Below are 14437 nucleotides of genomic sequence, written 5' to 3'. Positions count from 1 at the left end.
GGTCGGCCTTCCGGCCGGCCCCTCCTGGAGAGAAGACCATGGGTACCTTTCAGCAGTTCCTGACCGAGAAGCAGATTGCCTCCGACGCGTTGCTGCGCCTGTCCCGTCAGCTGGAGGCGCAGGGGAGTGATGGCCGCGCGCTCGCGCGCAAGCGGACCTCGAAGCGGCGGGACAAGGAGACGCAGGGCAAGAGCTACACGGAGCTGTCGCTCGCCAAGCCGAAGAGCGGCCGGGGTGTGAGCTCGCAGCAGCTCCAGGCTGCGCTCGAGGACAAGCCGTTGCCCCGCAAGGTGCGCGGAAAGCTGGTGCGGGCCATCAACGCGGTGCTGTCGAAGAAGGGCGGCGCGGCGGTGGACTCCAAGGCCCTGTTCGGTGACACGGCCATCCGCTCCGGCGCCCCCGCGAAGAAGTCCGCGAGCTGAGCCCCGGAGACCCCATGTCTGGAACCGAGGCCCTTCAGCTGCTTCCTCGCGACGTCCTCCGGGACGCGGACCGCCTGTTCGACGTCACCATGTGGTGTCTCGGACAGGATGTGCGCTGCCCGGAGGGGAACCTCCTCTTGCGTCGAGGGCTCACGCGTCACGAGCGGCCCGAGGGCGTGGAGGGGCAGAGCGCCTACTCCGTCGCGCTGGCGCACGGCGGAAGGCTGTCGCTCTGGGGCTTCGGTGCGCTGTGCGAGTGCGGTCAGGCCGTCTTCGTCCCACGGGACGGCTTCGCCCCTCGCTGGCTCGAGCACGCGCCGGCGCGTCCGGCCTTCCAGGCGAGTGAGCTGGGCCCCTCGCGGGCTCCGGCCACCGTCGGAGAGCGGCGGGAGGTCCACCAGTGTCTGGTGGAGCTCGCCGAGTGGTTGGCCGGGCACGAGGACTGGGTGCTGCGGGAAGTGGGACTGGACTGGAGGCGTGCGTGCGTCGCGTCGCGGCGCAAGGCGTCTCCGGTTCCGCCGGAAGCGCTGGCCGCCGCGTGGTGGCGGCTCGGCGCGCGCATTCGCTCACTGGGTTGTGAATTCGAAGCCTGTGGCGCCTCGGATGCCGGGGCACTGGGAGGACATCATGCTGTCGCGACTGCTGCGCAACGATGAGCCATCCGTCTACGTCCAGGCCGCCTGGGAGGACGTCGCGGACGAGGCGCTTCCGCGTCCCCGGCTGCGCGAGGGACTGGGCGCCTCGCACCTGAAGGTGAGCACGCGTGTGCCGCTGGCGCAGGCCTGGTTCGACCAGGGCTTGAGCCTCCTGCACCTGGGCTGGGGCTCGGAGGCCCGCCGCGCCTTCGCGGAGGCGGCGCGGCACGACCCGGAGCTGGCCATGGCGTGGTGGGGCCTGGCCCTGACGCGCGGGCCGGGAGCGCGCTTCGCGGCCGCTCGCGCCGAGGCCATGGCCCGCGCGCTCGCGCTGAGCGAGGGCCTGCCGGACCTGGAGCAGCGCTACATCGTCGCGGCCAGCCTGCTGTCGGACAAGGGGCCCGCCAACGGTCGCCATGCCTTCATCCGCGAGATGGAGAGCCTCATCGACCGCTATCCCGAGGACGTCGAGGCGAAGCTGCTGCTCGCGGGCTTCCTCGTGGACGGCTACGAGCCGGACGGCCGCCCTGGACAGGGCCAGCCCTACGCGCAGGCGATGTTGCGGGACTTGATGCGCACGAGTCCGGACCACGTGGGCGTCCACTTCGCCTGGGTGTGCGCGACGCTGCCGAGCTCCCGCCCCGAAGCGGCGCACGAGAGCGCGCTGCGACTGCCCCGGCTCGCGCCTGGAGCGAGCCCCGCGCTGCTGGCGTCGGGGCGGTTGCTGAGCCGGCTGGGGGAGACGGACGCGGCCTATCGGGTGCTGGAGGCCGTCGTGGAGACGGATGACGCGTACCTGGCGGCGGAGTCGCTGCCCGCGTCCTTCGCGCCGTGCGCGGAGCTGGCCATGCGACTGCTCAGCCAGGGCTGCGCGGAGGCGGGGCAGTACAGTGACGCGCAGACGTGGGCGCGGCGGCTGCGTCAGCGCGTGGAGTCCGCGGGCGCCGAGCCCCAGGCGCTCCTGTTCGCGGCGTCCACGCTGGTGTCCACGCACCTGCGCTTCGGCTTCTGCCGCGCGGCGGCGGACGTGCCCCTGGAGCTTTCGGGCGAGCTCTCCGCGGCCGAGCGGGGCCTGCGCGATGGCCTGCGCCTGTACACGCGCGGCATCAACGCGATGGATGCCGGCCGACTCTCGGAGGTGGAGCGCGCGTGTGATGCGCTCGCGCTGCTGCACGCGCCCCTGTCCGAGCTGCGCCGCGCCGAGGGACGGCAGCTGTGTCCGCGCGATGTCGCCCGCGTCGTGGAGGTGGCCGAGCAGGAGCTGCGCGGCGCGCTGGAGTCACGCCGGGGTGATGGTGGCCGCGCCGAGGCCACGCTGGTGCGCGCGTGGCGCATGGAGCGGCGGCTGCGGACCGCGGGGCCCTCGGCCTTCTCCCGCCCCGCGCGGGAGACGCTGGCCCGGGCGCGGCTGCGCGGCGAGCGCGAGCAGAAGGCGCTGGAGCTGGCGCGCGCGCTGGTGGAGGAGCGCCCCGCGTGTGGCCACTACCGGCTGCTCCTGGCGGAGACGCACGTGGCGATGGGGGAGCGGGTGCTCGCGGTGCAGGACTTCGAGCGCTTCCTGGAGCGGTGGCGTGACGCGGACGAGCACCTGCCGGAGCTGCGGCGCGCGCGCACGTACATCTCCGGCCGCGGGCGCATCCTGCGACTGGTCCACACGGCGGAGGCGCCGCCCCCGGTTCCTCCCGACTTCCGTTCCCTGGAGAAGGTGTCCTGTTGAGCTCTCTTGAACGGAGCGCCGTCGCGCCCTCGCGCTGGGATGGCGTGGGACAGCTGCTCTCCGCGTTGTGTGTCGTGCATTGCCTGGTGCTCCCCGCGGTGCTCGGGCTGTTGCCCGCGGCGCTGGTGGGGTGGCTGGGCGGGGAGGGGGCTCACCGCGGGCTGCTGGCGTTGGCGTTGCTCGGAGCGCTCGCGGCCTTCCTCCCGGGGTGGCGGCTGCATCGCCGCGCGTGGGTGCCGGTGCTCGCGGTGGGAGGGCTCGGGTTGCTCGGCGCCGGGGCCTTCCTGGTGCCCGAGGGCGCGGACGAGGCGTGGGAGGTGGGACTCACCGTGGGCGGCGGCGTGCTGTTGGCCGTGGCGCATGGTCGCAACCGGACGCTGTGCCGCGAGTGTTGTCCGCCCGAAGCGGCCCGCGCCGAAGCGTGAGGCGTCGGGCGTCCACCGTGCCTCGCGCTTGACGGCCCCGCGCCATTCGCGCGAGGAGGGGGCATGGCCACCTTCCGTCTCACGCAGGACCAGACCGCGCTGCTCATCGTCGATGTCCAGGAGCGCCTGTGCGCGGCCATGGAGCGCGACGCACTGGACCGGATGCTCGCGCGCACCAACGCGGCCATCCAGGGGGCCCGCGCGCTGGGGCTGCCCATCATCGTCACGGAGCAATACCCGCAGGGGCTGGGGCCCACGCACTCGCTCCTGAAGATGTTCCTGAAGAGCTACAAGGCCGTGGAGAAGCTCGAGTTCAGCGCCGCGGTGCCGGACGTGCTCGCGCAGCTGGGTGAGCGCAAGCAGGTGCTCATCGCGGGAATGGAGACGCACATCTGCGTCTTCCAGACGGCGAGGGACCTGGCGCAGAAGGGGCTGCTGCCCGTGCTGCTGGCGGACGCGCTGCTGTCGCGCTCGACGGAGGACCGCCGGGTGGGGCTGGAGCTGTGCCGCGACGCGGGCGCCGTGGTGGCGACGGTGGAGACTGCCTTGTTCGACGTGCTCGGGCGCGCGGGCACGCCCGAGTTCAAGGCTATCTCCACCGCGGTCCGCTGACGCCTAGAACATGGGCGGCTTGTCGTCGCGCATCGGCCGAGGCGGCCGGATGTTCGTGGGCGGCGGTGCTTCCTTGTGGGGCGAGATGGCCGGGAGCGACGGCGACAGCTCGCCCACGTAGAGCAGTCCATGTGTGCCCTCGGGCGTGGGTGCCTCGAACAGGGTGATGTGGGGCGACAGGCCCGGCCGCGCCGCCACGCGTCCGCTGGGCGTCGCGCCGACGAAGCCGCACTGGATCTTCCCGGCGCGGTCCAGGTCACACCCCCACCGCGTGCCCTGCGCGTAGCTCATCTCCAGCACGACGAGCCGCGAGGCCTTCAGCAGGTGGGCCATGGGCGTGAAGGCCTTGTCCCACGGCGTGCCCGCGACGGTGCGCGTGTGCGTGTTGCCCGCGAGGACCACCTGCACCTCGTCCTTGAGCGCCTGCCTGCGACGATTCCAGAGGTCCGCCTGCGCCTGGTCCCGCTCGCTGCCGCCCTTCAGGTCCGTGTCATACGCCACCAGCGACACCGCGAGCCCCGCGAACCGCATCGCGCGCACGCGGTCGATGAGGTCCAGGATGGCCCGGCTGCTGCGGCCGTCCTGATAGGGCCGATGCCAGAAGCGCCCCTCGAGCAGCGCGTCCTGGTCCGCCGGCGCACCGGGGCTCGCGAGGTAGCGGTCCAGCCGCTCCTGCTCCTTGCGAGGGATGGACACGCCCAGCGCGACGGGCAGCCCCAGCTCGGCCACCTGACACACCAGCTCGCCCACGACTGCGGGCGCCTCGCGTGAGCCCAGCTGCTCGCCCACCAGCAGTGTGAGCCCCGGAGCCAGGAGCTCATGCAGCCCTCGCATCGTCTCTGCGCAGGGGCCCTCCTTCACGCCGTCCTCCTTCCAGCGCGTGAGATAGAAGTCCGAGTCGCGCACGGGAGCCGGTGGACGCGGGTCCTCCTTCACGTTCCCGCTCACCACCTCCAGCGACGGGCCGGACTCCAGCCGCAGCGTCAGCTCCTTCTCCAGGTCCAGGTCTCGGGTCCCCTTGAGCGCGTTGCGCAGCTCGATGGGGCCGCCTCTGCGCGGCATGGCACGCTGGAGGCCGGTCTGGAACTGGGCAGGGCTCTGAATGTCCATCTCCGCGCGCTCCCAGAGAATCTTCCACCAGTGGTCGCCGCGACTGGCGTCGTTCCCGGACGACTGGAAGGTCGACTTGAATACGCGGACCACGGACTGGCGCGGACCCACGGCGATGCCCGTCACCAGATAGCGGGTATAGGTGTTGTTCGCCGTCCGCATGGAGTCACGGACCTCCCAGGTGGTGAGCAGCTGGTGCGGGTCCTCCGTCTGTTCGAAGGTCATGCCGCGGTTGGCGAGCAGCTCCCGCGTGACGGCCAGCGCCTCCTCCAGGGGTTTCTGGAAGACGTGCTCGAACTTCGGCGTGTCAGGCTCCCCGGAGCGGGGGGCATGGGCGCACCCCACGAACAGCAGCCAGACGAGACACCACCACCCGCTTCGCGGCTCCATGTGCAACCTCGCGTCATTCATCGCTGGGATGAACGGGGAACGGCCTTCGCGCGGGTGCATATCTGCGCGCCGGGGGATACCCCTCACCCGGCACGCACGGGTTTCAACTGGCTCTGCGCAGAACGAGCTGGATGAGTGCGCGTGCACCCATGGCCACGCCGACCAGGAGCGCGGCGACCACCGTCTGCGAGCCGCCCACCGGGAAGTCGAAGAAGTAGGCGAACATGTAGCCACCCACGCCGGAGACGATGCCCGCGAGCGTCGCCACGACGAAGGTCCACGGCAGCCGCAGGTCCAACATCAGCGCGGCGATGGCGGACAGCGTGGAGAACGCGAACACGGGCAGGGCGCCCAGGGCCCGCGCGCACACGCCCACCATGACGCCGATGGACACCATCAGCACGCCGTCGAGCAGGCGCACCGGCAGCCCCTGCACCAGCGCGCCGATGCGGTCGAAGCTCGCGAAGGTGATGCCTCGATACCACCACAGGTGGAGCGTCATCACCGCGATGCCCGCGACGGCCACGGTGCGCAGTTGCTCGGGGGTCACCAGCACGGCGGTGCCGAAGAGGATGCCCTGGATGTCGTGAGACTCCTGGGCGATGCGGTCTCCCACGAGGATGGCCGCGCCGCCGGACAGGGCATAGGCCATGCCCAGCAGGCTCTCACGCGTCAGGCGCAGCCGCGTGGGGTCCATCATGAGCAGCATCGTCGCGAGCAGGGCGAGCGCGGTGGCGCCGATGACGGGCTCCACCTCGAAGCCCAGGTGGATGCCCGCATAGAACGCGAGCGCCACGCCCAGGCCGGCGGACTGGGCCACCGCGGCGCTGACGAACACCATGCGCCGGAGCACGACGTAGACGCTCAGGAAGCCCAGCACGCCCCCGGCCAGGAGCGCGCACAGGAGCGGGTCTCTGAACAGCTCGAACCCCTCGACGAACTGCTGCCACTGGGAGGGTTCAGCGAGCATCGGGTCCACGGTGGGGTCCCTCGGGAGCGCGGTGGCAGTACTCGTCGCCGTACTGACGACGGAAGGCGGGGTGGCAGAACACGGTGCGCGCGTCGCCCACGACGAAGGCGGAGGTCTCCCGGTCCACGAAGAGCAGCACGTCCGCGTGCTCGGCGGCGACCTCCAGGTCGTGGCACACCACCACCACGCCCAGGCCCCGCTCACGCGCGAGCGAGCACAGCCGCTGCATCGTCTCGCGCTCGGCGACGGCGTCCATCGCGGCGGTGGGCTCGTCCAGCAGCACCAGGTCCGCCTCGGTGGCGATGAGGCGGGCCAGCAGCGTGCGCTGCTTCTGTCCCTCGGACAGCTCGCGGTAGGGCTTGTTGGCGATGGCCTTCGCGCCCGCCGTCTCCAGCGCCACCTCCACCGCGTCGCGCTCCGACTTGCGCGCGAAGGGCCACAAGAAGCTCCACCCGCGCAGCCGGCCCCAAGCCGTCAGCTCCCGCGCCCGCAGTGGGAGGATGGAGTCGATGCTGGACGTCTGCGGCACGTACGCGCTGCGCATCGTCGGATGGCTCCGGGAGATGGTGCCCGACACCGGCTCGAGCATGCCCAGCAGCGTCTTGAACCAGGTGCTCTTGCCGGAGCCGTTGCGACCGACGACGGCGATGAACTGGCCGCGGCGGATGACCATGTTGATGGGCGGCAGCATGGCCTTGTCGTTGTAGCCGATGACCAGCTCCGTGCAGGTGAGCAGCGGCTCGCCCACGGTGAAGGTCGGCGACACGGCGTGCGCGGTGCCCTCGGAGGGCACGGGCTCATCGGTCTTCACGTCGGACCTCCGCCTGGGGTGTCAGCTCCGCCAGCTCCGCGAGCAGCGCCTTGCGGGTCGCCTCGTTCGCGGCCGTGCCCAGGTCCAGCACGCCGTCCGCGCCGGGCGTCACCTGGGCCCAGTCCACCGTGTCGAAGATGCTCGGCGGCACCGCGAGCGACAGGTCCAGCTTCACGCGCGGCTTGTGCTCCCGGTCCGACGGGACGTCCACGTCCCCCGTCACGGTGAACAGCGGCTCGGCCTCCTCGCCGCCCGTGGACTCGAGCGTGAGCCGGAAGGGCACCTCCTGGAGTCTGGGGCTGGCGCGCGAGTCGCGCACGACGCCCGTCAGCGTGACGGCCGTCACCTCCCAGACGCCGCGGGACAGCGCGGTGCGAGGCAGCTCGCAGTCCGGCTCGCACTCCACCGGCGTCGCCGCCGACGTCAGCAGGTCCAGCGTGCCATCCACGTGCAGCGCGGCCACCACGGACGAGGACGCGCCGCCGCCCAGCTCCGCCTCGATGTCCTCGTAGTCCACGAGCGCGCCGCTGTCGCTGTGACAGTGGCCGTTGTGGCACAGCGAATAACCCGGAGGCGGATTGGCGGGGTCGAACGTCGTCGGCCCACCACCGCCCGAGCCACCCACCAGCTCGACATGCGAGACGCCCAGCGCGGCCGAGTCCAGTCGCAGCTGGTAGTCCGACGCGAGGCGCTGGAAGCCATTGCCCGCGTCGCGCGAGACCGCCGGGACATACGTCGCGTGGACGGTGGGCTCGAGCACGGCGAAGCCCTCGCCCGCGTCCAGCGCGCAGCCGGACAGCAACAACAGGGGAAGCAGTCGTCCAAGCTTCATGGCGTCAGCCCCCCTTCCCGGCGTTGAGGCCCTTCTCCAGGTTGCCCACCATCTCGTTGATGTGCTGGAGGTACGTCTCGCCCGCGCGGAAGTCCGTGCCGCCGTGGAGGACGACGAGCGGCGCCGGAATCATGCCGGCGAGCATCTTCGCCTCGCGGTCGTTGTAGTAGCTCTCGATGAGCACCATGCGCGCCTTGCGCTGACGCGCGAGCACCAGCACGCCGGCCACGTGCGACGGGTTGGGCGGGATGCCCGGCTTGGGCTCCAGGAACGCGATGGCGTCGAAGCCGAGCCAGTCCGCTAGGTACGCCGTCGTCCGGTGGAAGGCGACCACGGGCGCGCCCTTCAGGCCCGCCAGCCGCTTCTCCCACTCCACGCGCGCCGCATCCAGGTCCGCCGTCAGCTTCGCCGCGTTGGCGCGGTAGGTGGCCGCGTTCTTGGAGTCGAGCTGGGCCAGCCGCTCGGCGATTCCGCGCGCCACGGCCGCGCCCTGCCTCGGGTCGTAGAGGTAGTGGGGGTTGCCGCCGGGGTGCACGTCGCCCTCGCTGCGGTCCACCTTGGTGGGGGGCACCTCGAGCAGCCGCACGAACTGCGAGGCGTTGAGGAAGCCCGGGTTGCCCTGCTGGATGCGCGGGTTGCGCGAGCCGGTCTGGAGGTTCGGCAGCCAGCCCACCTCCAGGTCCAGTCCCACGCAGACGAGCAGGTCCGCGTTGCGCAGCGCGAGCGCGAGGCTGGGCTTGGCGTCGACGCGGTGCGGGTCCTGCGTCCCGAGCGCCATGGACTGCACCTTGACCAGGTCTCCGCCCACCGCCTTGGTCAGCGCGGCGAGGTCCGGCAGGGTGGTGACGACATTGACGGCCGCGAGCGCGGGGGCGGCGGCGAGCACACAGAGGGCGGCGCACAGGGCCGCGACGAATCGAAGAGAACGCATGGGGAAGGGCTCCCGTGAAAGAGGTTCAGAACGCATGGGCGCCATGGGCACCCGTGACCAGTTCGAGGGCGAGGAACGCCGAGTAGTCCGCCTCGTCGCGCCACCGTGCGTTGTCACGCGCGGCCTGGAAGCGGAGGCGGGAGAACTCGGTGGGCCAGAAGGTGAGGTTCACCGAGACGCGGTCGCGACGCTTCGTCCACTCCGGGTCCAACGGGTCCACGGCCACCTGGCCGTCCTCACCCTTGGCCGCGGTCCCCAGCTCGTAGCGCGCGGCGGTGGCCCACCGCTGTGAGAAGCGCCACGCGAGCTGGGCGTAGGAGTTGAAGTCCGTCAGCACGTCGCCGGGCACCTGCCTGCGTCGGTAGAGCGCCTCCACCTGCAGCGACACCAGCGTGTTGCTCGCCTCCGTGATCGGGCGGTAGCGCAGGTACAGGTCGGTGCCGAAGATGTCCGTGCGGTTGCGGTAGCCGGTGGGGTTGGGGCCCGTGGCGCCGGACAGACCCCACATGAAGGACAGGTCGTCCGACAGCGGGAAGAACTGCTTCACGACGCCCGTGGCCTGCAGGTCCAACGGCGACAACACGCGGTCGCCCGAGGACGCCAGGAAGCTGCGCGCGGTGGCCTCGCCGGTGGCGTCGGTGAGGCTGCCCGTCACCTCGACGAACCAGGGCAGTGGCGTGAGCCACGACAGCTCCACGCCCAGGCCCCGGTTGCCCTCGCCGCCGAAGACGCGGCTCATCGCGAAGGGCTGGTCCACGAAGTCCCACGCGTGCGGGTGCGTGGCGTTGAGCCGGCCGAAGCGGGTGAGGAACTGACCCGCGCGCACCTGGAGGCTCGCGGGGAGCGCCAGCGTGGTGCCGTAGGCCTCCTCGATTTCGACGCCGAACTGGCTGTAGACGATGTTCGCGTCGAAGCGGAAGTACGGGTCCACCACCGAGCCGATGGACAGCTCCAACTGCTGCAGGTTGAAGCCGTTGCGCGTGGGGTCATGCGCGCCGCCCTGCAGCGGCTCCTTGGACGTGAAGGCCGCCGCGGCCACATCCAGGATGAAGCTCATGTCCAGGAAGTTGGTGCCGCTGCTCGCGCCAGGGATGGACAGCGGAAAGCCCCCGCCGGGTGTGGCATCCGGCGCGGCGGAGGTGCTGGCGGGCACGCCCTGCTGCGTGTCGCCGCCGAAGGCCTTCTCGATTTGAGCCATCTCCTCCGGCGTCAGGCCGGCGGGCAGGTCGGAGGAAGGGCCGGCGTCGGGCTCGGCGGTGGGCGCGTCCGACGCGGGGACGCCCGCATCGGGAGAGGGTGGGGAAAGCTCCTGCGCCGCGGCCGTGGCCGTGGACAACAGGACGGAGAGGGACACGGCGAAAAGCGCGCCGTGCGGACGACGTGGAACGGATGACACCGGTGATGCTCCTCGGACGGGACGCACGCGTGCGCGTGGCGCCCCACAGCACAGGACCTGCAAGCTCACTGCGGACGCGACTCAGGCGTGCGCGGGCGGCGAGGACTTGGGCGCGGTGTCGAGGACGGAGAGGGGAGGGGTGACGTGGGGCGGCGCGGTGGCGGGACGGCTCACCACGAGCCGCGCGAGGACCCACGAGGAGGGCGCGACGAACCACCCCTCGTCGCGCGAGCTCGACGTGAGGATGGGGCACGTCTCGTGGGTCGGCCGGTTGGAGTCCGTGCCCGAGGGAGGAACGGCGGTCAGCTGCGCCAGCTTCTCCGGGGCGAGCCGGGCCTGGATGGCACCCGTGCCCTTGGCCGTCTCCTCGAAGGTCTGGTGCTCGGGACAGAAGCGGTGCGCGTGCGCGTCCCGGGCGTGGAGCAGGGTCCCCAGCGGCTGCAACGCCCACAGCACGACCAACAGCGTCGCGGTGCCGCGGGCGAAGGTATGGGCGCGCTGGGTCATCGGCGGGAAGGGGGGAGGCCCGGGTGCTCTACTGACGGCCCCCGGGAGAGTCAAGGCAGGCTAGCACGGTGGTGGGACGCATACTCGTGTCACCGCATTCACGCGGGAAGGCCCTGGTGGGACAGGGCATGGGAGAGACCTGGATGGAGGAAGGACAACCGGACGGACGCTTCATTCCGGTGGCGCGGCTCACCGCGTTGGACGCACGCGGTCGCGCCGTGGTCCAGGTGGGAGACACCCGGGTGGCCCTGGTGCGGGTCGACGGGCAGGTGCACGCGCTGGAGGACACCTGTCCCCACCGTGGCGGCTCGCTCCATGAGGGAGATCTGGAGGGGACGCTGCTGCACTGTCCCCTGCACGCCTGGCCATTCGATGTCCGCACGGGGCTGTGCCCCTGGCGCCCGGACGCGAAGGTTCGCATCTACGACGTGCTCGTGCGAGGTGGGGAGATCCTCATCGCCGCATCGGATAGGGTGCCCGGCCGTTGAGCGCCCGCACCCCCGCAGGAGTCCTTGCCCCGTGAGCTCGTCCAAAGTCCGTCCCCGCGGAGTCCCTGCCTCCAGGTCCTTCGCCAGCGTGCCAGACCCCGTCGCCATGGCGAGCGCGGTGGAGGCCTTCCTCCGGGCCGCCGGCCTGCCGATGGATGACGAGAACCTGGTGGACACCCCCAAGCGCGTGGCCGACGCCTGGAGCCGCGAGTTCCTGGACGGCTATGCCCAGACGCCCGGTGAGGTGCTGGGCAAGACGTTCTCCGCGCCGCGCGGCTCGTCGCGTGAGCTGGTGGTGGTGACGGGCCTGCGCTTCCATTCCATGTGTCCGCACCACCTGTTGCCGGTGACGGGCGTCGCGCATGTGGCGTACGTCCCGGGCAAGCACGTGGCGGGCTTCGGCGGCCTGTCCGCGCTGGTGGACTGCTTCGCGCACCGGCTCATCCTCCAGGAGGACCTGGCGCGCGAGGTCGCGGGCTCCCTGGCCCGTGAGCTGGGCAGCCCCGCCACCGCGTGCATCATCGAGGCGGAGCAGGCGTGCCTGCGCATGCGCGGTCCCCAGCAGCGCGACGCCATCACCCACGCGGAGGCCTATGAAGGCGAGCTGCGCAGCGACGGTGCGCTGCGACGCGAGCTGTGGGCGCGGCTCGGGGCGCGGCGATGAGTGACGTGTCCGCGCGGCCGGACCGCGTGGAGCCCGAGCGGGTGGAGCGCGTGTGCGAGGCGCTCTCGCGGGTGCTCGCCGCCGGGCAGCTGAAGCGCGACGAGGCCACGCTCGCCGCCTACGCGCGGGACGAGTCCGACAGCGGCATCTTCCCTCCGGATGTCGTCGTGTTCCCCGAGGACACCGCGCAGGTCTCCGCCATCTTCAAGGCCTGCGTGGCGCACGGAGTCCCCTACACGCCGTGTGGCGCGCGCACGGGCAAGAGTGGTGGCTCGCTGCCCCTGTGCGGCGGCGTGGCGGTGAGCCTGGAGCGCATGAACCGCATCCGCTCCATCTCCGTGGAGGACCTCACCGCGGTGGTGGAGCCCGGCGTGGTGACGGGCGACCTGATGAAGGCCGTGGAGGCCGTGGGGCTCTTCTATCCACCGGACCCCAACTCCTGGGAGTCGTGCACGCTGGGCGGCAACGTCGCGGAGAACGCGGGCGGCCCGCGCGCGCTGAAGTACGGCGTCACGCGCGACTACGTCATCGGCCTGGAGTGGGTGCTCCCGGACGGCGAGGTCGTCAAGGTGGGGCGGCGCACCATCAAGGGCGTGGCCGGCTACGACCTGGTGGGCCTCTTCGTCGGCTCCGAGGGCACGCTGGGCGTGGCCACCGAAATCACCCTCCAGCTCATTCCGCTCCCACGAAAAGTGCTGACCGCCCTGGTCGTCTTTCCGTCGGTGCTGGACGCGGCCCGCGCGGTGTCGGCCGTGCTCGCGGCGGGCCTGTTGCCCCGATGCCTGGAGCTCATCGACGACGTGGCCCTGCGCGCGGTGGACGGACGCGGCTTCCAGTTCCCACCCGGCGCGGGCGCGGCCCTCATCGCCGAGGTCGATGGCCACGGCGCAGAGGGTTTGTTGGAGGAGCTGTCACGCCTCGGCGACATCTGCGCACAGCAGGGAGCCAGCCAAACACTCGTCGCGCAGGATGATTCCCAACGCGAGAAACTGTGGGCCGTGCGTCGGGTCATCTCCCCCGCGCTCCGCGCGCTCAAGCCGCGCAAGGTCTCCGAGGACATCGTCGTCCCACGTTCGAGAATCCCCGAGGTCATCGAGCGCTTGAAGGCGATGGGCGCCCAGCTGGGCCTCACCGTGGCCACGTATGGCCATGCGGGCGATGGGAACCTCCACGCCAACATCCTCTATGAAGGCCCGCATCAACGCCCGCTGGTGGATGAGGCGCTGCGCCGCATGTTGTTGATGACGGTGGAGCTGGGCGGGACGATCACAGGCGAGCATGGTGTGGGCCTCGCGAAGCGGGAATTTCTCGCGCTCGAACAGCAGCCAGCGCTGCTGGAATTGCAGCGGCGGCTCAAGGCCTTCTTCGACCCATCAGGGCTGCTCAATCCCGAGAAAATCTTCCCCGCGCTCAAACGTTGATGAGTGAGTGGCCGCGTCGCGGCCATCGCCGTGGGAGTCGGTGCTTCTCGACCTTGCAAGTCAGCGGAAGCGCAAGCCTTGCGTCCGCGTGAGGGCGAAGTTCGACAGTCGAAACGACTTTCGGCGATGGAATGAGAAACCCTTTCGCTCGTTGGGCGTCCTAGAGACAGGTGGACGCGAGTCGGCGGGGACGGCGCGTCCGGCATCGAACGGAGGACGGGAAATCATGGCCAACTCGACGAAGTTTGCGGCGGAGGGCCTGTCGCAATACCTGCGTCAGCTGGGGGGACACCAGCAACTGACTCGCGAGCAGGAGTACGAGCTGGCTCGGCGCGCTCGCAAGGGCGACGAGTCGGCGAGGCAGACGCTCGCCACCTCCAACCTGGCTTTCGTTGTCGCCGTCGCGAAGAAGTTCGCCAATCGCGGCGCTCGCCTGGATGACCTCGTCCAGGAAGGCAACGTCGGCCTGATGAAGGCAATCGAGCATTTCGATCCGAAGAAGAACGTGCGCTTCGCGACGTACGCGGTGTGGTGGATTCGCGCCTACATCACCCGCTATCTGAAGGACAACCGCAGCCAGGTGCGCGGCGGCGAGGCCGAGCGGGGCAGCATGGTGGACTTCTCGCTCGACGCCTCCATCGACGAGGAAGGCGAGACGACCTTCCTGGACCGGCTGGAGGACAACGGGCCGTCGCCCCAGGACGTGTTCCTGTCGAACGAGCAGGACACCGAAATCCAGGACGCGCTCACCAAGGTGCGCAAGCGCATCGGCGACCTGGGCTGGGACATCCTCACGGAGCGGCTGACGCAGGACAAGCCGCTGACGCTGGAGGAGCTGGGGCAGCGCTGGGGCGTGTCGCGCGAGCGCGTGCGCCAGGTGGAGCTCAAGACGAAGACGTTCCTCGAGCGCTACCTCTCGGCGTTCAACGAGAACGAGGAGCAGGCCCTGCAGGACGTGGCCTGAGCCACCTCGCTTCCCCACCTGGGGAGGCGCTCGAATGGGGCGGGACTGGCGGGGTCTTCTACCCTGGCTGGACCCGCCCCTTCTGTTTGGTGGAAAAGTCGGTCCTGGTCGTTTGCGTGCAACCGAGCGTGCGTGCTAAGCC

At 70.9% G+C, this 14437-nt stretch carries 16 protein-coding genes; 9 read left to right on the top strand and 7 right to left on the bottom strand.

Features of this window, described 5'->3' with window-relative positions; translation table 11 throughout:
- Positions 1–38 precede the first annotated feature (38 nt).
- From OWM54_RS02980 to OWM54_RS02960, 5 genes are all read left to right on the top strand, one after another.
- Complete coding sequence (locus OWM54_RS02980) at positions 39–422, top strand: hypothetical protein (RefSeq protein WP_223750084.1); 384 nt, start codon at positions 39–41, stop codon at positions 420–422.
- Between the two features lie 14 nt (positions 423–436).
- On the top strand, positions 437–1078 hold the full coding sequence (locus OWM54_RS02975) for a hypothetical protein (protein ID WP_267696566.1): 642 nt from the start codon (positions 437–439) through the stop codon (positions 1076–1078).
- Positions 1050–2774: a hypothetical protein gene (locus tag OWM54_RS02970; RefSeq protein ID WP_267696565.1), complete on the top strand. Its 1725-nt coding sequence runs from the start codon at positions 1050–1052 to the stop codon at positions 2772–2774. Before OWM54_RS02975 ends, OWM54_RS02970 begins: the two co-directional genes overlap by 29 nt.
- Positions 2771–3199: a MerC domain-containing protein gene (locus OWM54_RS02965; RefSeq protein WP_267696564.1), complete on the top strand. Its 429-nt coding sequence runs from the start codon at positions 2771–2773 to the stop codon at positions 3197–3199. The genes OWM54_RS02970 and OWM54_RS02965 overlap by 4 nt, the downstream gene beginning before the upstream one ends.
- Before the next feature lie 63 nt (positions 3200–3262).
- Complete coding sequence (locus OWM54_RS02960) at positions 3263–3811, top strand: isochorismatase family protein (protein WP_267696563.1); 549 nt, start codon at positions 3263–3265, stop codon at positions 3809–3811.
- A 3-nt stretch (positions 3812–3814) separates the two neighbouring features.
- Here OWM54_RS02960 and OWM54_RS02955 read toward each other — a convergent pair whose 3' ends face one another.
- The 7 genes from OWM54_RS02955 to OWM54_RS02925 form a co-directional block, all read right to left on the bottom strand.
- Positions 3815–5311: a hypothetical protein gene (locus OWM54_RS02955; RefSeq protein WP_267696562.1), complete on the bottom strand. Its 1497-nt coding sequence runs from the start codon at positions 5309–5311 to the stop codon at positions 3815–3817.
- A 103-nt stretch (positions 5312–5414) separates the two neighbouring features.
- Complete coding sequence (locus tag OWM54_RS02950; RefSeq protein WP_267696561.1) at positions 5415–6290, bottom strand: metal ABC transporter permease; 876 nt, start codon at positions 6288–6290, stop codon at positions 5415–5417.
- Complete coding sequence (locus OWM54_RS02945) at positions 6271–7092, bottom strand: metal ABC transporter ATP-binding protein (protein WP_267696560.1); 822 nt, start codon at positions 7090–7092, stop codon at positions 6271–6273. The genes OWM54_RS02950 and OWM54_RS02945 overlap by 20 nt, the downstream gene beginning before the upstream one ends.
- Positions 7079–7924 carry a hypothetical protein gene (locus tag OWM54_RS02940; RefSeq protein WP_223750077.1) on the bottom strand — a complete coding sequence of 282 codons (846 nt, stop codon included), beginning with the start codon at positions 7922–7924 and terminating at the stop codon, positions 7079–7081. The genes OWM54_RS02945 and OWM54_RS02940 overlap by 14 nt, the downstream gene beginning before the upstream one ends.
- A gap of 4 nt (positions 7925–7928) precedes the next feature.
- Positions 7929–8855, bottom strand: a complete 927-nt coding sequence (locus tag OWM54_RS02935) for a metal ABC transporter substrate-binding protein (protein WP_267696559.1) — start codon at positions 8853–8855, stop codon at positions 7929–7931.
- 25 nt (positions 8856–8880) lie between these two features.
- Positions 8881–10251, bottom strand: a complete 1371-nt coding sequence (locus OWM54_RS02930) for a zinc-regulated TonB-dependent outer membrane receptor (RefSeq protein ID WP_267696558.1) — start codon at positions 10249–10251, stop codon at positions 8881–8883.
- 81 nt (positions 10252–10332) lie between these two features.
- Positions 10333–10758, bottom strand: coding sequence for a hypothetical protein (locus OWM54_RS02925; RefSeq protein WP_267696557.1), 426 nt, complete (start codon positions 10756–10758; stop codon positions 10333–10335).
- Positions 10759–10886: 128 nt separating this feature from the next.
- On the opposite strand from OWM54_RS02925, the gene OWM54_RS02920 reads away from it, so the two are divergent.
- The 4 genes from OWM54_RS02920 (at position 10887) to OWM54_RS02905 (ending at position 14295) form a co-directional block, all read left to right on the top strand.
- Positions 10887–11246 carry a Rieske (2Fe-2S) protein gene (locus OWM54_RS02920; RefSeq protein WP_267696556.1) on the top strand — a complete coding sequence of 120 codons (360 nt, stop codon included), beginning with the start codon at positions 10887–10889 and terminating at the stop codon, positions 11244–11246.
- 106 nt (positions 11247–11352) lie between these two features.
- Positions 11353–11910 (top strand): GTP cyclohydrolase I, encoded by a 558-nt coding sequence (gene folE, locus OWM54_RS02915; RefSeq protein WP_046713204.1) that lies wholly within the window; start codon positions 11353–11355, stop codon positions 11908–11910.
- Entirely contained in the window at positions 11907–13331 is a 1425-nt protein-coding gene (locus tag OWM54_RS02910) for an FAD-binding oxidoreductase (RefSeq protein ID WP_267696555.1), read from the top strand. Before folE ends, OWM54_RS02910 begins: the two co-directional genes overlap by 4 nt.
- A 226-nt stretch (positions 13332–13557) precedes the next feature.
- Positions 13558–14295, top strand: coding sequence for a sigma-70 family RNA polymerase sigma factor (locus OWM54_RS02905; protein WP_046713205.1), 738 nt, complete (start codon positions 13558–13560; stop codon positions 14293–14295).
- Positions 14296–14437: the final 142 nt, after the last annotated feature.

Source organism: Myxococcus sp. MISCRS1 (assembly GCF_026626605.1).
Taxonomy (GTDB): Bacteria; Myxococcota; Myxococcia; order Myxococcales; family Myxococcaceae; genus Myxococcus; species Myxococcus fulvus.
The sequence above is the reverse complement of the archived record's forward strand: the minus strand, read 5'-3'. Positions and strand labels throughout refer to the sequence as shown.